Raw genomic sequence first — 19,402 nt, forward strand, 5'->3', positions numbered from 1 at the left:
AGCGCTCTTCGGTCTCCGGTGCCCTGCTCGACTGGTATGACGCGCACCGTCGCGACCTGCCGTGGCGCGCGAAGTCGGGCGAGGCGGTCGATCCGTACCGGGTGTGGCTGTCGGAAGTGATGTTGCAGCAGACGACGGTGGCGGCGGTGACACCGCGGTTCCTGGCGTGGACCGCGCGGTGGCCGGATTTCGCGAGTCTGGCGGTGGCGGATGACGCCGATGTCATGGCGGCGTGGGCGGGGCTTGGGTATTACGCTCGGGCGCGTAATCTGGTGAAGGCAGCGAAGGCCGTGGTCGCTGAGCATGGCGGCGTATTTCCGGGGACCGAGGTGGAGCTGCGCGCGCTGCCGGGGCTGGGTGCGTATACCGCGGCGGCGGTAGCGGCGATCGCGTTTGGCGAGCGCGCGGTGGTGGTCGATGCGAATGTCGAGCGGGTGGTCGCGCGGGTGTTTGCGATTCAGACTCCCTTGCCGGCGGCGCGGCCTGCGATTCGGGTGGCAGCGGACTCGATCACGCCGGATACTCGGGCGGGCGACTTTGCGCAGGCGATGATGGATCTCGGGTCGGGGATCTGCACGTCGCGCGCGCCGAAATGCCTGCTGTGTCCGATCCGTGAGTTCTGCGAAGGCTTCAAGCAGGGCGCGCCGGAGCGGTTGCCGGTGAAAGCGAAGAAGACGGCCAAGCCTCAGCGGTACGGGACGATATTCTGGCTGGAACGCGACGGGCAGGTGTTGCTGGTGCGGCGGCCGGACAAGGGTTTGCTCGGCGGGATGCGGGCGTTTCCGACCGGGCCCTGGGGTGAGGCCGCACCCGGTTTCGAGGACGCGCCGGCGCAGGCGGATTGGCGGATGCTGGACACGACCGTCGCGCACGGATTTACGCATTTCGATCTGCAACTGACGCTTGCGGTGGCGACGGTCGAGGCGCATCAACCGCGCGTTCCAACGGCGAGCGAATGGTGGCCGATCGACGAGCTGGATACCGCCGGCCTCCCGACCGTTTTCGCCAAGGCCGGTAAGGCCATACGGAGAGTTGCATGAAACTGGTGCACTGGATTTCGACGGGCGGACTTGCTGCGCTGGCTGCTGCCACGGCCTATGCACAACAGGCGCAACCGCGTCCGCAGGTTAGTCCGCAGGCTCGTCCTACGCCGCGGATGACGATCCCGGTGAGCGCGTTGCTACCCGCCACCACTAAGTTGTTCGATAGCCTCGTTGCGCAGAACAAGATGCCGGGGATCGTCGGCGCATTCGGCGTGGGCGAAGGCCCGACCTTGTTCCCCGCTGCCGGGAAGATCAGCGACGATCCGAACGCACCCGCCGCCGGCCCCGATTCGCTGTGGCGCGTCTATTCGATGTCCAAGCCGATCACGGGGATGTCGGCGATGATGCTGGTCGAGGACGGCAAGCTCAACCTCGACGATCCGGTCAGCAAATATATCCCGGCGTTCAAGGACATGAAGGTTGCGACCAGCCCCGACACGTCGCTCGCGACGCGGCCGGCAACGCGGCCGATCACGATCCGCAACCTGCTGACGCACACCGCGGGGCTCGGCTACACGATCGTCACAAAGGGGCCGCTGCTCAAGGAATATGAGCGGCTCGGGATCCTGCCGCTGTCGGTCAGTGCGGCGATGGAAGAGAAGATGCGGCCCGTCCGGCCGAAATCGCTCGAGGAGTTCGCCAACCGCGTCGCAACGCTGCCGCTGATCGCCGAGCCGGGGACCAAGTGGAGCTACTCGATCGGGCTCGACGTGATGGGCCGCGTGATCGAGGTCGCGAGCGGCATGAGCTTCGAGCGGTTCGTCCAGACGCGGCTGTTCGATCCGCTGAAGATGAGGTCGAGCTTCTGGCAGGTGCCGCAGAGCGAGGTCGGGCGGCTGGCGACCAACTATGCGTTCGTCGGCGACACGCGGACGCCGCTCGATCCGGCAGCAAACTCGGTGTTCCTGCAGAAGCCAAGCTTTCCGTATGGCGGCGCCGGCCTGGTGATGTCGGCGCGTGACTACGACCGGTTCCTGCACATGATCCAGGACGGCGGCACGCTCGACGGCGTGCGCGTGATGAAGCCCGAGACGATCGCGCTGGCGACGTCGAACCTGTTGCCGGCGGGCGTCATGTTCGGCGGAGTCGGTGGCGGCACCGGGGGTACGCAGGGGAGCAACATGGGTTTCGGCGCGGGCGGTTCCGTCGTGCTCGCGGATACGCCGAACGGGCCGGGCAAGGGCACCTATGCCTGGGGTGGTGCGGCGGGCACGATCGCATGGGTCGATCCGGCGAAGCATTCGCGCGGCAACGTGATGGTCAATTACTTCCCGGCGGACCGGATACCGCTCCGCCAGCAGGTCGTCGCGGCGTTGCTCCAGGATGCGGCGAGGTTGCGCCGATGAGCGTGATGGAGGCACCTGGGTTCACGGGCGGGACGCTCGACCGGTCCGATGCGCTGCGGCACGATCCGGAAGGGTTGGCGGCGGCGCAGCGCGATTGGCGTGCGCGGTTGCTGGTGCTCGACGGGTTGCTGCCTAGCACGACCGACGACGGTCATCTGGCATGGACGTCGATGGCGGACATGCCCGACGATGCCGAGCCGATTCTGCTTGGGCTCGACGAGACCGGGCGGCCGCATTTCGCGGCGCTGCTGGCGGGCATGCGCGTCGACAACGCGCCGGCGATGCGCTCGCCCGCGCTGATGGCGGTGCTGGCCGCGCTCGCGCCGGGTGAGGCAGCGACGTATGCGGGTGCGCGGAGTGTCATCGACTGGCATGTCCGGCATGGTTTCTGCGCGAAGTGCGGATCGCCGACCGAAATGTTCCGGGCGGGGTGGGCGCGGAAGTGCCCGAACTGCGGGACCGAGCATTTCCCGCGGGTCGATCCGGTGGTGATCATGATCGCCGAGCATGACGGGCGGGCGCTGCTCGGGCGCGGCAAGGGATGGCCGCCGGGACGGTATTCCGCGCTTGCCGGCTTTGTGGAGCCGGCCGAGTCGATCGAGGAGGCGGTCGCGCGTGAGATTCTCGAGGAGTCGGGCGTGCGGGTCGGCAAGGTCCGGTACGTCGCCAGCCAGCCTTGGCCGTTTCCATCATCGCTGATGATGGCGTGCGTCGCGGAGGCCGAGGACGATGCGATCACGCTCGATGTGAACGAGCTCGAGGATGCGATGTGGGTGCCGCGCGAGATGGTGCGTGCGGTGTTGCGCGGGGAGGAGGGGCCGTTCGTGGCGCCGCCGCCTTATGCGATCGCGTATACGCTGCTCAAGGAATGGGCGGGGGAATAGGCGCTGCGTCAGCTTCGGATGGACGGCGCGGGGTATAGTCTCGTAACGGCGATGCATGACTCCGCTGACCTTTGATCGCCCGGACGAGCAGACTCGCGCTCGCCCCGATTGCCACCAGGCGATCAGCATCCTCGACCTGTTCACGATCGGCATCGGCCCGTCGAGTTCGCATACCGTCGGGCCAATGCGCGCGGCGTGGTTGTTCGCCGATCTGGTTGCGGACGAGAAGCCGGTGGCGGTGCGCGTAGACCTCTTTGGTTCGCTGGCGCTGACCGGGCGGGGGCATGCGACCGACAGCGCGGTGATGCTGGGCCTGAGCGGTGCGCAGCCGGAGACGATCGATCCCGACTTGATCCCGGTGCGGCTTGCGGCGATCCGGTCTAGCGGACGGCTGATGCTGGCCGAGCGGGTGGAGATCGGGTTCGAGGAAAGCCAGCACCTCCTGTTTCATTCTAAGATCTTCCTGCCGGGGCATCCCAATGCGGTGACCTTCACCGCCTCGTTCGGCGACGGGCGCGAGGTCGAGCGGACCTATTTCTCGATCGGTGGCGGCGCGATCGTCGAGGCGGGGTCTGGGCCGGTCAAGGCCAACATCCTGTTGCCGCGGCCGTTTTCGTCGGGCGCGGAACTGCTCGCGACCGGGGACGCGACGGGGATGACGATCGCCGATATCGTCCGTGAGAACGAGATTGCGTGGCGGCCGGAGAGCGAGACCGATGCGTTCCTCGATGCGGTGCGGGGCGCCATGTTCGCGTCGATCGATCGTGGGTGTCGGCAGGGGGGCATATTGCCGGGCGGGCTGAAGGTGCCGCGTCGGGCGAAGGCGTTGTTCGAGGGGTTGCAGGCGCGCGATACTGCGGCGGATCCGTCTGCGGTCTTCGAATGGGTGAGCCTGTATGCGCTCGCGGTGAACGAAGAGAATGCTGCGGGTGGCCGCGTCGTGACCGCGCCGACCAATGGCGCGGCGGGCGTGTTGCCGGCGGTGCTGCGCTTCTACGAGACGTTCACCAAGGACCCGACGGCGAAGGGCGCGCACGACTTCCTGCTGACGGCGGCGGCGATCGGGTTTCTCTACAAGAAGCGCGCGTCGATTTCGGCCGCCGAAATGGGCTGCCAGGGCGAGGTCGGCGTCGCGTGCTCGATGGCGGCGGGGGCGCTGGTCGCGGCGCTCGGCGGGACCAACGAACAGATCGAGAATGCGGCCGAGATCGGCATGGAGCACAACCTCGGGCTCACCTGCGATCCGATCGGCGGGCTGGTCCAGATCCCGTGCATCGAGCGCAACACGATGGGTGCGATCAAGGCGATCAACGCCGCGTATCTGGCGCTGCGGGGGGACGGTCGCCATATCGTCAGCCTCGATGCGGTGATCGAGACGATGCGCCAGACCGGTGAGGACATGCGCTCGCAATATAAGGAGACGTCGCTTGGTGGCCTGGCCGTCAACGTCGTCGAATGCTGAAGGATTTCCCATGACTGCCCCGACGAACCCGCTTCTCGATACGCTGTCGCTGCCCCGTTTCGCGGAACTGTCGCCCGACCAGATCGCGCCTGCGCTCGACGAGGCGATCGCGCGGCATGAGGCAATGGTCGAGGCGCTGACGACTGCGCGGCCGACCGATTTCGCGGGGGCATGGCTGCCATACGAGCGCGCGAATACCGAGATCGGCGCGATCTGGTCGGCGGTGTCGCATCTGCACGGCGTCGCGGACACGCCCGAACTGCGCGCGGCGTATTCGGAGGGGCAGAAGCGGCTTGTCGAGAACGACATGAAGGTCGGGCAGAACCGCGATTTGTACGAGGTGTTCGTGGCGCTGAGCGTGTCGCCCGAGTTCGCCGACTTGCCCGTTGAGGACCGGGTTGCGGTCGAGCAGGCGATCCGCGACTTCACGCTGTCGGGCGTGGCGCTGGAGCCCGAGGCACGCGACCGGTTCAGCGAGATTTCGGTCGAGCTGTCGGGGTTGTCGAACGAGTTCGGCAGCGCGGTGCTCGATGCGACCGATGCGTGGTCGGAACTAGTGACGGACGAGGCCGATCTCGCGGGGATCTCGGACGCGGACAAGGCGATGTTCGCGGATGCCGCCAAGGCGAAGGGGCAGGCGGGCTGGCTGGTCACGCTGCAACAGCCGAGCGTCAACGCGGTGCTGACCTTCGCCGAGAACCGCGAGTTGCGCGCCCGCATGTATCGCGCGTTCGCGACGCGCGCGTCGGACCAGGGGCCCAACGCGGGCGAGTTCGACAACAGCGCGCGGATCGCGCGTATCCTCGAACTGCGGCACGAGGGTGCCAAGCTGCTCGGCTTCACCGATCCGGTCGCGTGGTCGCTGGAGACCAAGATGGCTCCGAACGGCGCCGAGGTGATCGCGTTCCTGCGCGATCTGGCGCGGCGCGCGAAGCCGGCGGCGGAGCGCGACCTTGCCGAGCTGAAGACGTTTGCCGTCGAGCAACTCGGGATCGCCGATTTTGAGCCCTGGGATGCGGGGTTCGTGTCGAACCGGTTGCGGCAGGATCGCTATGCGGTCGATGCGCAGGTGGTGAAGGCGTATTTCCCCGTCGAGCGCGTGATGGAGGGCTGGCAGACGCTGATGCAGCGGCTGTTCGGCATCAAGCTCGTCGAGCGCGACGACGTCTCGCTGTACCACGAGGACGCGCGGTTCTTCGACGTGGTGGACGAGAGCGGGACGGTGTTCGCGGGGCTGTACCTCGACCTGCACGCACGCACCGGCAAGCGTGGCGGCGCGTGGATGGCGCAGGCGCGGCCTCGGCTGCACGACGGCAATACGGTGACGGTGCCGGTCGCGTATCTTGTCTGCAATTTCGCGCCGGATGGGGGCGAGACGCCGTCTTTGCTGTCGCACAACGACGTGACGACGCTGCTGCACGAGACCGGCCACTGCATCCACCTGCTCTTCACCAAGGTGAACCGGCCGAGCATCGCCGGCACCAATGGCTTCGAGTGGGACGCGATCGAGCTGCCGAGCCAGCTGATGGAGGATTTCGCCTGGGACAAGGACGTGCTGACCGGCATGTCTGGCCACAAGACCGGTGAGAAGCTCCCCGCAGACCTGTTCGAGCGGATGGTGAAGGCGCGGCATTTCCAGGCGGGGATGTTCATCCTGCGCCAGGTCGAGTTCGCGCTGTTCGACTTGCTGCTGCATCTCGGCACGATGGGCAGCGATCCGATCGAGGTGATCGAGGCGGTGCGCGACGAAGTGGCGGTGATCCGGCCGCCTGCATGGCACCGCTTCCCGCACGCGTTCAGCCATATTTTCGCAGGCGGCTACGCGTCGGGCTATTACAGCTATCTCTACGCGGAATTGCTCGCGGCGGATGGCTTCGAGGCGTTCGCGGAGGCTGGCCTGGTCGATCGCAAGACCGGCGACCGGTTCCGTGAGGAAGTTCTCGCGAGCGGTGCCACGCGACCTGCGGCGGAGAGCTTCCGTGCATTCCGCGGGCGTGATCCCGAGCCGACCGCGATGCTGGTCCGTCACGGGCTGCAAGGGTGACAAAACGCGTCGACCGGCGCTGGTTGTCGGAGGCGGTGCGGCGGATCGAGGCGGACTATAACCGGTCCGCCGACACGCATCTGATCCGCGTCGACCTGCCGCGATACCCCGGTATCGTGCTGTACCTGAAGGACGAGAGTTCGCACCCGACCGGCAGCCTCAAGCACCGGCTCGCGCGGTCGCTGTTCCTGTACGCGCTGTGCAACGAATGGATCGGGCCGGAGACGACGGTGATCGAATCCTCGTCGGGATCGACTGCGGTGTCGGAGGCGTATTTTGCTAGGATGCTCGGGCTGCGGTTCATTGCCGTAGTGCCCGCGACGACCGCCAAGCCCAAGCTCGACGCGATCCGCTTTCACGGGGGCGAGATCCATATGGTCGACGATCCGCGCACCGTCTACGCGGTCTCGCACCGCTTGGCGGCCGAGACCGGCGGGCATTATCTCGACCAGTTCACCTATGCCGAGCGCGCGACCGACTGGCGCGGCAACAACAACATCGCCGAGAGCATCTTCGCGCAGATGGCCGAGGAGGAGCATCCGTGCCCGTCCTGGATCGTCTGCGGCGCGGGGACCGGCGGCACGTCGGCGACGATCGGGCGGTTCATCCGGTACTGCCGGCACGACACGAAATTGTGCGTCGCGGACCCGGTGCACTCGGTGTTCCACCGGCATTTCGAGGACCGCTCTGTTGTCGCGTTGCCCGAAGGATGCGCGTCGCGGATCGAGGGGATCGGGCGGCCGCGCGTCGAGCCGAGCTTCGTGCCGAGCGTTATCGATCGGATGATCGCGGTCGAGGATGCCGACAGCATCGGCGCAATGCGCGCGCTGTCCGACCGACTCGGCCGGCGCGTCGGCGGCTCGACCGGGACCAACCTCTGGGCGTGCGCGCAGATCGTCGAGGAGATGGCGGCGGCGGGCGAGACGGGGAGCATCGTCACGCTGTTGTGCGATGGCGGCGACCGCTATGGCTGCACCTATTACGACGATTCATGGCTCGACGATCGCGGGGTCGCGTGGACCGGGGCGGCGGCGCGGATGACGCAATTTCTGGGCTGAGTAACCGATGACCACATGGCAGTTCTGGATCGATCGCGGCGGCACGTTCACCGACGTCGTCGCACGGCAACCGGATGGGCGGATTGTTACCGCCAAGCTGCTCTCGGAAGATCCCGAGCGCTACGGTGACGCCGCGGTCGAGGCGATCCGGCGACTGACGGGCGGGGCGGAAGTCCCGCTCGAACTGCGGATCGGCACGACGGTCGCGACCAACGCTCTGCTCGAGCGCAAGGGCGAGCCGACCTGCCTCGCGATCACGCGCGGGTTCGGTGATGCTTTGCTGATCGGCCACCAGGAACGGTCCGACATCTTCGCGCGCGACGTGAACCGCCCGCCGCCGCTGTTCGCGCATGTCGTGGAGATCGACGAGCGGGTCGGGGCGGAGGGCGATGTTCTCCGTCCGCTTGATACCGATGCGGCGCGCGCAGGTTTACAGGCGGCATTCGACAGCGGCCTGCGCGCCATCGCGATCGTCCTCATGCACGGATATCGCTTCACCGCGCATGAGGAGGCCCTGGCGGCAATCGCAACCGAGATCGGCTTCACGCAAATTTCGGTCAGCCACCGCGTCGCGCCGTTGATCAAGCTGATCGGGCGCGGCGATACGACCGTCGTCGATGCGTATCTGTCGCCGGTCGTCGATCGCTATGTCGCGGGCCTGAGCGAGGCGCTGGGGCAGGGCGCGTTGTTCATGCAGTCGTCGGGCGGGCTGGTCGACGGCGCAGGCTTTCGCGGCAAGGACGCGATCCTGTCGGGGCCGGCGGGCGGCATCGTCGGCATGGCCGCGACCGCGCGTGAGGCCGGGTTCGAGCACATCATCGGCTTCGACATGGGCGGCACCTCGACCGATGTCTCGCACTACGCCGGCACTTACGAACGCGACACCGAGACGCTGATCGCCGGTGCCCGCATCCGCGCGCCGATGCTGCGGATCCATACCGTCGCGGCGGGCGGCGGTTCGATCTGTCGGTTCGATGGCGAGCGGTTGATCGTGGGGCCCGAGAGCGCGGGCGCTGTGCCGGGGCCGGCATGTTATCGTCGAGGCGGGCCGCTGACGGTGACCGACTGCAACGTGATGCTCGGCAAAGTGCGCCCCGAATTCTTCCCGGCGCTGTTCGGACCGGCGGGCGACCGGCCGCTCGACGCCGAGGCGGTGGCTGCCCGGTTCGCGGAACTGCCGCTCGATCCGCAGGTCGCGGCGGAAGGGTTCGTCGCGGTCGCGGTGGCGAACATGGCGAACGCGATCCGGACTATTTCCGTTGCTCGCGGGCATGACGTGACGCGCTATACGCTGGCGTGCTTCGGTGGAGCCGGAGGGCAGCATGCGTGCCTCGTCGCCGATGCGCTGGCGATGGACCGGGTGATGATCCACCCGCTGGCCGGGGTGCTGTCGGCGTACGGGATGGGGCTGGCCGATCGTCGGGTCCTTCGGGAGGCGACCTCGGGTGCTGCGTTCGCGAATTATGCTGAGATCGCCGCTGCGTTGGACGAGCTGGCGGAGGCTGCCCGTGAAGCACTGGTCGCGCAGGGTGTCACGGCGGACGAGGTTAGGATCGAACGCCGAGTGCATCTGCGCCGAGGCCAGACCGACCACACCATCGAACTCGATCTCGACGAACCGGCCGCAATGATCGCCGCGTTCGACGCGGCACACATCGCGCAGTTCGGTTTTGCCAGCGAAGCGCTGCTGATCGCCGACCGAATTGTTGCGGAAGCCATCGCCGAGAGTCCGCCGATCGACGCCGCGCTCGTCATGTTCCCCGACGAGCCAGCCCCGCCCCTGTCCGTCGCCCCCGTCTACATGGCTGGTGCGTGGCACGACACGCCCGTCCTGGCCCGCGAAGGCCTGCCCTCCGGCCACGCCATCGACGGCCCCGCGCTGATCCTCGACAGCGTCTCGACCACCATCGTCGAGCCCGGCTGGCGCGCGCGCGTCGATCCGATCGGCAATTTGATCCTCGACCGGATCGCCCCCCGTATCGGCGCCAGCGTCGGCACCGAATCCGACCCGGTGCGCCTCGCCATCTTCGCCGGTCTGTTCATGAGTATCGCCGAGGAGATGGGCGCCGCACTCCAGCGCTCCGCCGCCTCGGTCAACATCCGCGAGCGGCTCGACTTCAGCTGCGCGCTCTTCGACGCGCACGGCAACCTCGTCGCCAACGCCCCGCACATCCCGGTCCACCTCGGCTCGATGGGCGAGAGCATCCGCACGATCATCGACGCACGAGGCTGCCGCGCAGACGGCCGCGGTATCCGCCGCGGCGACGCCTACGCGCTCAACGCGCCGTATCGTGGCGGCACGCACCTCCCCGACATCACAGTGATCATGCCGGTCTTTGCAGGACACGACGACACGCCTGCCTTCTTCGTAGCCGCTCGCGGTCATCACGCAGACGTCGGCGGGATCACCCCCGGATCGATGCCGCCCGAAAGCCGCTCGGTCGAGGAAGAGGGCGTGCTGCTCGACGATCTTCTGGTTGTCGATGAAGGCCGCTTCCTCGAAACCGAACTCCGCGCCGTGTTCGCCGGCGGCCCCTATCCAGCGCGCAACATCGACCAGAACATCGCCGATCTCGCCGCGCAGTTGGCCGCCTGTACGCGCGGCGCGACCGGTCTCACGCGGCTGGCCGACGAATACGGCACGGACGTCGTCACTGCGTATATGGAGCATGTCCAGGCCAACGCCGACGCCGCCGTCCGCCGCCTGATCGCGGCACTCGACGACGGCGCGTTCGCCTACGAAATGGACGACGGCGCAGTGGTCCGCGTGGCGGTCCGCATCGATCGCGCGGCCGCGACGATGGAGGTCGACTTCGCCGGCACCAGCGACCAGCGCCCAACCAACTTCAACGCCCCGGTCTCGATCGTCCGTGCCGCCGTACTCTACGTCGTCCGTGCGCTGATCGACGAGGCCGTGCCGCTCAACGACGGCTGCCTGCGCGGCGTGACGATCCGCGTGCCCGAAGGCTCGATGCTCAACCCGCGCTATCCGGCGGCCGTCGTCGCCGGCAACGTCGAGACGAGTCAGGTCGTCACCGACGCGCTGTTCGGCGCACTCGGCGCGATGGCCGCGAGCCAGGGGACGATGAACAACTTCACCTTCGGCAACGACACGCACCAATATTACGAGACGATCGCGGGGGGAGCAGGTGCGGGTCCCGGCTTCGACGGCGCGTCGGTGATCCAGACGCACATGACCAACAGCCGGCTGACCGATCCGGAAATCTTCGAGACGCGCTTCCCCGTGTTGCTGGAGGAATTCTCGATCCGCCGCGGCTCGGGCGGGGCAGGCGCGCACCACGGCGGCGACGGTGCGACGCGTCGCGTCCGGTTTCTCAAGGACATGACTGCCTGCATCCTCGCCAACCGCCGCCGCATCCCGCCGTTTGGGATGGCCGGCGGTGACAGTGGCGGGCTCGGCTCGGCATCGGTCGAGCGCGCGGATGGCGGCGTCGAACGGCTTGGCTCGACCGCCAAGGTCGACATGCACGCCGGCGACGTGTTCGTGATCGAGACGCCCGGCGGGGGTGGCTTCGGTCAGGCCTGATCGCACCCGCGCCACGCGGGGAAGGACTTTCGGCTGATGGCGGAGGCGATTGCCGACGTTCGGTAGAGCATTGCGCCTCCTTCTGCCCCCTCCCCGAAAGGGAGGGGCGGGGGTGGGTAGGCCGGCTTGGGTCGTCGACGTTCCACGATCTGGAAACCGACCCACCCCCAACCCCTCCCTTTCAGGGAGGGGAGCCCTTGCGACGGCTGGTTGCGGTAACGCGACGAACGCGGCACACACGGCATTCGATCAGTCTGAAAGTGAAGCCCATGACCGCATCCCGTTCCCGCGCCCTGTTCGTCCGTTTGCTCGCGGGATCGGTGCTGGCGATCGCCGCGCCCGCCGTGGCGCAGACGACCAACAATGCACCCGGTGCGGCGGCGGCGCGGACCGAGGCCCCCAAGGCGCGGCCGTGGATGAACACCGCGCTGAGCGCCGATGCGCGCGTCGATCTGCTCCTCAAGGAGATGACGCTCGACGAGAAGCTGCAGCTCACCTTCGGTTACTTTGCGACCAATGCCGACTGGCTGAAGACGCCGGTCAAGAACTGGGTCTATCCCAAGGACGGGCTGGCTGCGTCCGCTGGGATCGTGCCCGGCATTCCGCGGCTCGGTATCCCGAGCCAGTGGCAGACCGATGCTGGCGTCGGTGTCGCTAGCCAGCGTGGGCCGACGCCTCGCTTACGCACCTCGCTGCCCTCCGGGATCGCTACCGCGTCGACCTGGAACCCCGAGCTGGCTCAGGCCGGCGGCGCGATGATTGGCAACGAGGCATTCCTGTCGGGCTTCAACGTGCAGCTTGCGGGCGGGATGAACCTGACGCGCGAGCCGCGCAACGGCCGCAATTTCGAATATGGCGGTGAGGATCCGTTGCTGGCAGGCGTCATCACCGGGCACGAGATCAAGGGGATCCAGTCGCAGCACGTCGTCTCGACGATGAAGCATTACGCGTTCAACGGGCAGGAGACGAACCGCAACAACATCGATCACAAGATCGGCGAACAGGCTGCGCGCCAGTCCGACCTGCTCGCGTTCGAGATCGCCAATGAGGTCGGTCAGCCCGGCTCGGTGATGTGCTCGTACAACCGCGTGAATGGTCATTATGCGTGCGAGAACGACTGGCTGCTCAACACCGTCCTAAAGCGCGACTGGGGCTTCAAGGGCTATGTAATGTCCGACTGGGGCGCGACGCATTCGACCAGCGAGGCGGCCAATGCCGGGCTCGACCAGCAGTCCGGCTGGGCGTTCGATCGCTCGGCGTATTTCGCCGATGCACTGCGTGAGGCGGTCAACAACGGCCATGTCAGCGAAGCGCGCGCGACCGACATGGCGCGGCGCGTACTGTGGGGGATGTTTTCCGTAGGAGCGTTCGACAAGGTCGTGGCGGGTGATCGCGCCACGACGATCGATTACGCCGGCCATGCCGCGGTGACGCGCGCGGACGCGGAAGAGGGCATCGTCCTGCTGAAGAACACCGCGGGGCTGTTGCCGATCGCCAAGACGGCGAAGTCGATCCTGCTGATCGGCGCGCATGCCGATGTCGGCGTGCTGTCGGGCGGTGGCTCGAGCCAGGTCTATTCGCATAATGCCCCGGCCAATGGCCTGATCGTGGCGGACGAGTTCCCGAGCGGGTTCCCGGGGCCGAAGACCTATCACGCGTCGTCGCCGATGAAGGCGTTGCAGGCGCGGACCGGCGCGACCGTGACGTATCTCGACGGCAAGGACGTCAAGGCGGCGGCCGCGGCGGCGCGGAAAGCGGACGTCGTCGTCGCGTTCGGCGAGCAATGGACGGGCGAGTCGTTCGACGTGCCCGACCTGAACCTGCCGGCTGGCCAGAACGCGCTGATCGACGCGGTCGCGGGGGCGAACGCGAAGACGGTGGTCGTGCTCGAAACCGGTGGCCCGGTGGTGATGCCGTGGCTCGGCAAGGTCGGGGCGGTGCTGGAGGCGTGGTATCCGGGTACGGCTGGCGGCGAGGCGATCGCGCGCGTGCTGACCGGTGAGATCAATCCGTCGGGGCATCTGCCTGCGACCTTCCCGGCGTCGCTTGCACAGATCCCGCGCCCGAAGCTTGAGGGTGACCCGAAGCTCGACCGCGATTCGCATCCAATGGGCAATTACGACATCGAGGGTGCGGCAGTCGGTTATAAGTGGTTCGACAAGACCGGCGCGAAGCCGCTGTTTCCGTTCGGCTATGGGCTTTCCTATACGAGCTTCGCGATGGATGGTTTGACCGCGGCGCCTGAGGGCAAGGGGATCAAGGCCGGTTTCTCGGTGAAGAACACCGGTGCGGTGCAGGGCAAGGCGGTCGCGCAGGTCTATGTGTCGGGTGCGGGCTGGGAGGCGCCCAAGCGGCTCGGGGCTTTCCGCAAGGTCGATCTCGCGCCGGGGGCCGAGCAGGCTGTTTCGGTGACGGTGGACCCGCGGTTGTTGGCGACGTTCGATGTCGCGAGCGGCGGGTGGAAGATCGCTGGCGGCGACTACAAGGTGATGCTGGCGACGTCGGCGGCGGATGTCGTGCAGACGGTGACGGTGCGGATTGCGGCGCAGACGCTGGATCGTGGGGGGAAGTGAGGGTTCGTCCGTTCGTCCCGAGTAGGCGGCGAGCAGCTTCGTAGGAGCGTATCGAGACGGCGTATCGAGGGACGGGTTTCCGCGCGGAACCTGTACCTCGATGTGAGCCCTCGATACGCCAAAAGGCTACTCGGTCTTTACTCGGCACGAACGGGGTTGGGGGCGAGGGCTTGACCAGGTCCCTCCTCAATAAGAGCAAGAGAAGAGACCTGCCAACTGGAAGGGGCGATCAAGTTCCGCCCCTAATCCTCTCCCACCTGGGGTAAGTGGCGCCGAAGGTAATGGTGCCTATGCCCTTCGAGCAAGTACGTGTCGGCGGTTGCGCGGCACGATACCCTTCCTTGTTCTCCCGCGAAGGCGGGAGCCAGGCTGGATCCCCGCCTTCGCGGGGAAACAAATCTCACTTGCTCAAAAGGGATATCCACCGAAGGTGACGGAGGGGGAGGTAGGTGACACCGGCGTTCCGTGTCTCCCTCCGTCACCTTCGGTGCCACCTCCCCCTGCCGGGGGAGGATTAGGCGGCTTGGCTCAACCCCGCGCCTTCATCGCCGCGATCCGCTCGTCGACGCGGCGTTCCAGGATCGTGAGCGGCATTGCGCCTTCCTTCAGTATGTCGTGGAATTGCTTCAGGTCGAACTTGTCGCCTAGCGCCGCCTTCGCCTTCATCCGTGCGCGCGTCCATGCCATGTGGCCGACCTTGTAGCTGCAGGCCTGGCCTGCCTGCGTGCAGTAGCGCTCCACTTCGCGCTGCGTGCGCGGCCGGGCGAAGCCGGTCGTCGCGACCATGTAGTCGGTCGCCTTCTCGCGGCTCCAGCGCTTCGCATGGATGCCGGTATCGACCACCAGTCGCGTCGCGCGGAAGAGGAACGACTGGAGATACCCGGCGCGCTCCAGCGGCGACGCATAGGCACCGAGTTCGTCGGCGAGTTGCTCCGCGTACAGCGCCCAGCCTTCCGAATAGGCCGAGAAGAAGCCGATCTTGCGCAGCGTCGGAATGTCCTTCGATTCCTGCGCGAGGCTGATCTGGAGGTGATGCCCCGGCACGCCCTCGTGATAGGTGAGCGACGGCAGCGTGTATTTCGGCCAGTCGCCGACGTCCTTCAGATTGACGAAGTAAATCGCCGGGCGGCTGCCATCCAGCGAGGCGCGGTTGTAATAGCCGTTCGATGCGCCGTCCTGGATCTCGACCGGGACCGCGCGGATCTCGAGCGGCTGCGTCGGCACTTCGGAGAACGCTTGTGGCAGCTTTGCATACATCGCCTTGATGCCGTCGTTCAGGCCGGCGATCAGTTCGGTGCGGCCTTCCGGGGTGTTCGCGTAGAGCTGGTCCGGCGTGACGTTCAGTTTCGCCAGCCGCTCGCCGACCGTGCCGGTCGTGAAGCCCTGCGATTTCAGGATCGTATCGAGCTGCGCGGTGATCTCCGCGACCTGCGCCAGGCCGATGCGGTGGACCTCGTCGGGGCTCATCGTCGTGGTGGTCGCCTGGTTCAGCGCCATCGCGTAGATCGCGTCGCCATTGGGCACGCGCCAGATGCCGTCGCCGGGCTTGGTGGTCGGTTTCAGCCGCTCGATCAGCGCGATCTGGCGGTCGAGCGCGGGATAGACCTTGCCCTCGACGATCTTCGAAGCGCGCGCTTGCCAGTCGTCGGTCAGGCCCTTCGCCGCGGCGCGCTTGACCAATGACTGGACGATGCTCGACGTCGCCGCCGGCTGGCCGCGCAGTTTCCGCATCTGGCCGAGCGTCAGGTCGAGCGACCAGCCGGGTGCGAGCAGGCCGCGTGCCGCCTCCGCTTGCTGCATTGCGCTTTCCTGGTCGAGCACCGTGCCGAACTGGTCGAGCCGCGACAGATACGCCTCGGCATCCGGGGTGGCGTTGATCGTGTGCGCGGTGTTGAGGAAGTCGGGCACCTGGAAATAGGCGCCGCCCTGCTGGAAGATCCGGTAGGGACGGATCGGGCTGTCCATGCCGAACTTCTCGGGCGCTGCGATCTGCGTGGCGAGCGAGTAGCGCACGACTTCGAGGTTGAGCTTGGCGGCGGGTGACAGGCCTGCGCCGTCGTAGCGAGCGAGAGTGGCGAGCGCGGCCTTGGTCTCGGCGACGTCGCGCGCGCGCTTGTCGGGTGTGCGTGGCGACAATTGCCCCTTCAGCGATGCTAGCGGCCCCTTGTCGAGGCCAAGCGACGTCGCGAGCTCGGGCGACCGCGCGACGCTCGCCTGGAAGATCCGCTCGAAATCGGCGTTGAGCGCGGTGTCGCCGCTCGACTGCGCGAAGGCCGACGACGGCAGCAGCGTTGTGGCGAGCGCGGCGACGCCTCCCGATGCGAGGAACTGGCGACGATCCATGACGAATTCTCCCGTGAACTTTGGCGCATCTAAGCCGATCTCGGTCCGGATCGCCAGCGCTTCGGAAACTGGAATTTCGACGCGTCTGCGGCCGGAACCGGCGCGAAACATGCGCATATGGCGAAACCGCGGGAAACTGCCGGAACAAGCGCGGATATCGTCGGTTTGACCCGAGAGCCCGGCGGTGTCCTTACCCCCCCGAAGGATGCCGTCGGGTGTATGCGTAGGTGAGGTAGACGTGCGAGACGAGACATCCAGGCGTGAAGCCGGCAGGCGTGAAGCCGGCGCACGATTGCATGATGTCGGCGAGAGATTGCGCTCGTCCTGGCAGACTCCCACGGACACGATGATCACCGAGGACATCCCGACGCTGCTCACGCGCCTGTCGCAGGTGCCGAAGACCCGCAAGAAACCGTAATTCGATCGGTCCGGCGCGCGGCCGGACCGATTCTATGTCCTGACCTCAGCTGGTCGGCGCGGTGTTCTTCGCAGCGTCTTTCATCGCCTCGATGAGCTTCTTTACTTCCTGGCTGCGGCCGCGCGGCATGATCAGTACGTCGTTGCCGCTCGCGACCACGATCAGGTCCTCGACGCCGACCAGCGAGACGCGGACGCCGTCGCTGCGGACGAAGCAGTTCTTCGTATCGATCGCCAGCACATCGCCGTCGCCGTGGCTGCGGTGCGCGTTACCGTCGCCGTCGGTGTCGCTGATCGCGTGCAGCGCGTCCCAGCTGCCGACGTCGTTCCACCCCATCGCGACCGGCACGACCGCGACCCGGTCGGCCTTTTCCATGACCGCGTAATCGATCGAGTCGTCGGGCGAGGCGGCGAACGCGACGGCGTCGGGGTAGATCCGCGAGCCCTGGGTACGCGCCTTGTCCATCGCCTCCTGCGTGGCGGTCAGGATGCCCGGATCGAACTGTGCGAGCGCCTCGAGATAGGCGTCGGCGAGGAACAGGAAGATGCCGCCGTTCCAGGCATGGTCGCCGCTGGCGAGCATCGACTGTGCCTTGTCGAGCGGCGGCTTCTCGACGAACCGCGCGACGCGGTTGACGCCGGGCTGAAGCTCGTCGCCGATCTGGATCCAGCCATAGCCGATCTCGGGCGCGTCTGGTGCGATCCCGAATGTGACCAGCCACCCTTGGGTGACGAGCGGCATCGCTGCTTCGATCGCTGCGTGGAATGCCGCAACATCGCCGATAACGTGGTCCGACGGCATCACCAGCAACGCGTCGCCGCCGCCACCTGCGGCAATCGCGGCGAGCGCGATGGCGGGCGCGGTGTTGCGGCCGATCGGCTCCAGGATCAACGCCTGCGGGGTTGCACCGGCCTCGGCCAGCTGCTGTTCGACGAGGTCTGCATGACGCGCATTGGCGACGACGATCGGTGCGGCGAAGCGATCGCCGAACGCGCGGCCCGCGGTCAGCTGCAGCATCGTCTCGTCCGCGGTCAGCGCCAGCATCTGCTTGGGCATCTCAGGGCGCGACATAGGCCAGAGGCGCGTGCCCGAACCGCCTGAAAGAATAACGGGAACGATCTTACGTGCGGTCATGAAGCCTCCTGCTGGCGCCGAGCTATAACGTGGCAATTTCGCGCGCCAATCGCCGAATGATCGGATTGGCATGCAGTCTTCAGGCTTTTTTGGTGTTTTACTGCGAAACGTGGCGTTCAGGTGTCGGAAGCGTTTACACTGGTGCGTCGGGATAGCGGACGATGATACGGCTCTTCAAGCATTACGTACCCTATGCGGTCCTCCTGCTCGGCCTTGTCGATGCGGTGTTGTTGATCGCGTCGGCGGAGATCGGCTGGATCGTCCGTGCGCATCAGATCGGCATGGAGGTCGGCCCGATCCATACCCGGATCGCGCAGTTGCTGACGTTCGCGCTCGCACTGCAGGTCTCGCTGGTCGCGGTAGGGGCGTACGGCGTCGCGTCGTTCCTGTCGCTGCGTTTTGCTGCCGCGCGGCTGGCTGTCGCGCTGTCGCTGGGCGTAATGTTCCTGTCACTGATCTTCTTCCTCGTGCCCCCGCTCGCGCTGTGGCGATCGAACCTGCTCTACGCGACGGTGATCGCGACCGTCCTGCTCGTCACGGTCCGCGCGGTGCTGGGGAAGACGCTCGGGGGCGAGACGTTCAAGCGGCGGATCGTCGTGCTCGGCGCCGGGACGCGCGCCGCGCGGATCGAGACGCTTGCTGCGCAACCCGGCGTCAACTTCGTCGTCGCGGGCTTCGTCCTGATGGGCGAGGCGGACCCGGTGGTCCAGGGCGCGATGCCGCGCGCCGACATCCCCAATCTCGCCGCGCATATCGTCGACCAGAATGCGAGCGAGGTCGTGCTGGCGCTCGACGAACGCCGCAACGCCCTGCCGATGAAGGATTTGCTCCGCGTCCGCACCACCGGCGTGCAGGTCAGCGAGATATCGAGCTTTCTCGAACGCGAGACGGGACGCATCGACCTGAAGAGCGTCAACCCGTCCTGGCTGATTTTCTCCGACGGGTTCGCCTCCAGCCGGATGCTGTCGAGCGTGTTCAAGCGCGCGTTCGATATCGTCGCCAGCGGACTGCTGCTGGTCGTCACGCTGCCGATCATCCTGCTCACCGCGATCGCGATCAAGCTCGAGTCGAAGGGTCCCGCTTTCTATCGCCAGCGTCGCGTCGGGCTGTACAACGAGGGGTTCGACATCCTGAAGCTGCGGTCGATGCGGCAGGACGCCGAGGTCGCGGGCAAGGCGGTCTGGGCGGCGGAGGATGATCCACGGATCACGCGGATCGGTCGCTTCATCCGGAAAGTGCGGATCGACGAACTGCCGCAGACCTGGACCGTGCTGAAGGGCGAGATGAGCTTCGTCGGCCCGCGTCCGGAACGGCCGCAGTTCGTCCAGCAGCTCGAGGAGCAGCTGCCGTTCTACGCCGAGCGGCATATGGTGAAGCCCGGGATCACCGGCTGGGCGCAGATCAATTATCCCTATGGCGCGTCGATCGAGGATGCGCGCCACAAGCTCGAATATGATTTGTATTACGCGAAGAATTATTCGCCGTTCCTCGACATGCTGATCCTGTTGCAGACTCTCCGCGTGGTTTTGTGGCCGGCGGGCGCGCGGTGA

12 protein-coding genes are annotated in these 19,402 nt (G+C 66.8%); 10 read left to right on the top strand and 2 right to left on the bottom strand.

Annotation, left to right across the window (positions count from 1 at the left end):
• The first annotated feature begins 23 nt into the window (after window positions 1-23).
• The 8 genes from C8J42_RS00430 (at window position 24) to C8J42_RS00465 (ending at window position 13,957) form a co-directional block, all read left to right on the top strand.
• Entirely contained in the window at window positions 24-1,040 is a 1,017-nt protein-coding gene (locus tag C8J42_RS00430) for an A/G-specific adenine glycosylase (RefSeq protein WP_133019159.1), read from the top strand.
• Window positions 1,037-2,389: a serine hydrolase domain-containing protein gene (locus C8J42_RS00435; protein WP_133018522.1), complete on the top strand. Its 1,353-nt coding sequence runs from the start codon at window positions 1,037-1,039 to the stop codon at window positions 2,387-2,389. Before C8J42_RS00430 ends, C8J42_RS00435 begins: the two co-directional genes overlap by 4 nt.
• A 5-nt stretch (window positions 2,390-2,394) precedes the next feature.
• The gene (nudC, locus tag C8J42_RS00440) at window positions 2,395-3,273 is read left to right on the top strand and encodes an NAD(+) diphosphatase (RefSeq protein ID WP_133019160.1); all 879 of its coding nucleotides are present in this window, start codon (window positions 2,395-2,397) and stop codon (window positions 3,271-3,273) included.
• Between the two features lie 55 nt (window positions 3,274-3,328).
• Complete coding sequence (locus C8J42_RS00445; protein ID WP_133018523.1) at window positions 3,329-4,735, top strand: L-serine ammonia-lyase; 1,407 nt, start codon at window positions 3,329-3,331, stop codon at window positions 4,733-4,735.
• A 10-nt stretch (window positions 4,736-4,745) separates the two neighbouring features.
• Entirely contained in the window at window positions 4,746-6,779 is a 2,034-nt protein-coding gene (locus C8J42_RS00450) for a M3 family metallopeptidase (protein WP_133018524.1), read from the top strand.
• Complete coding sequence (locus C8J42_RS00455; protein ID WP_133018525.1) at window positions 6,776-7,837, top strand: PLP-dependent cysteine synthase family protein; 1,062 nt, start codon at window positions 6,776-6,778, stop codon at window positions 7,835-7,837. The genes C8J42_RS00450 and C8J42_RS00455 overlap by 4 nt, the downstream gene beginning before the upstream one ends.
• 7 nt (window positions 7,838-7,844) lie before the next feature.
• Window positions 7,845-11,384 (top strand): hydantoinase B/oxoprolinase family protein, encoded by a 3,540-nt coding sequence (locus tag C8J42_RS00460; RefSeq protein ID WP_133018526.1) that lies wholly within the window; start codon window positions 7,845-7,847, stop codon window positions 11,382-11,384.
• A gap of 269 nt (window positions 11,385-11,653) precedes the next feature.
• Window positions 11,654-13,957 carry a glycoside hydrolase family 3 C-terminal domain-containing protein gene (locus tag C8J42_RS00465; RefSeq protein ID WP_133018527.1) on the top strand — a complete coding sequence of 768 codons (2,304 nt, stop codon included), beginning with the start codon at window positions 11,654-11,656 and terminating at the stop codon, window positions 13,955-13,957.
• A gap of 528 nt (window positions 13,958-14,485) precedes the next feature.
• On the opposite strand, the gene C8J42_RS00470 is transcribed toward C8J42_RS00465, so the two are convergent.
• Entirely contained in the window at window positions 14,486-16,300 is a 1,815-nt protein-coding gene (locus tag C8J42_RS00470) for a DUF885 family protein (protein ID WP_133018528.1), read from the bottom strand.
• Between the two features lie 238 nt (window positions 16,301-16,538).
• Here C8J42_RS00470 and C8J42_RS00475 point away from each other — a divergent pair, with 238 nt between their 5' ends.
• A complete protein-coding gene (locus C8J42_RS00475) occupies window positions 16,539-16,718 on the top strand; it encodes a hypothetical protein (RefSeq protein ID WP_132833366.1) in 180 nt (59 codons plus the stop codon).
• Between the two features lie 45 nt (window positions 16,719-16,763).
• Here the strand turns inward: C8J42_RS00475 and C8J42_RS00480 are convergent, their stop codons facing one another.
• Window positions 16,764-17,852, bottom strand: coding sequence for a mannose-1-phosphate guanylyltransferase/mannose-6-phosphate isomerase (locus tag C8J42_RS00480; protein WP_133018529.1), 1,089 nt, complete (start codon window positions 17,850-17,852; stop codon window positions 16,764-16,766).
• Window positions 17,853-18,013: 161 nt separating this feature from the next.
• On the opposite strand from C8J42_RS00480, the gene C8J42_RS00485 reads away from it, so the two are divergent.
• Entirely contained in the window at window positions 18,014-19,402 is a 1,389-nt protein-coding gene (locus C8J42_RS00485; RefSeq protein WP_056484844.1) for a TIGR03013 family XrtA/PEP-CTERM system glycosyltransferase, read from the top strand.

This window comes from Sphingomonas sp. PP-CE-1A-559, from assembly GCF_004340965.1.
Classification (GTDB): Bacteria; Pseudomonadota; Alphaproteobacteria; order Sphingomonadales; family Sphingomonadaceae; genus Sphingomonas.

Excerpts from the sequence above, each read along its gene's own strand:
- C8J42_RS00435 (WP_133018522.1), top strand. The coding sequence starts at position 1,037 with ATGAAACTGGTGCACTGGATTTCGACGGGCGGACTTGCTGCGCTGGCT.
- nudC (WP_133019160.1), top strand. The coding sequence starts at position 2,395 with ATGGAGGCACCTGGGTTCACGGGCGGGACGCTCGACCGGTCCGATGCG.
- C8J42_RS00445 (WP_133018523.1), top strand. The coding sequence starts at position 3,329 with ATGACTCCGCTGACCTTTGATCGCCCGGACGAGCAGACTCGCGCTCGC.
- C8J42_RS00450 (WP_133018524.1), top strand. The coding sequence starts at position 4,746 with ATGACTGCCCCGACGAACCCGCTTCTCGATACGCTGTCGCTGCCCCGT.
- C8J42_RS00460 (WP_133018526.1), top strand. The coding sequence starts at position 7,845 with ATGACCACATGGCAGTTCTGGATCGATCGCGGCGGCACGTTCACCGAC.
- C8J42_RS00465 (WP_133018527.1), top strand. The coding sequence starts at position 11,654 with ATGACCGCATCCCGTTCCCGCGCCCTGTTCGTCCGTTTGCTCGCGGGA.
- C8J42_RS00470 (WP_133018528.1), bottom strand. The coding sequence starts at position 16,300 with ATGGATCGTCGCCAGTTCCTCGCATCGGGAGGCGTCGCCGCGCTCGCC.
- C8J42_RS00480 (WP_133018529.1), bottom strand. The coding sequence starts at position 17,852 with ATGACCGCACGTAAGATCGTTCCCGTTATTCTTTCAGGCGGTTCGGGC.
- C8J42_RS00485 (WP_056484844.1), top strand. The coding sequence starts at position 18,014 with ATGATACGGCTCTTCAAGCATTACGTACCCTATGCGGTCCTCCTGCTC.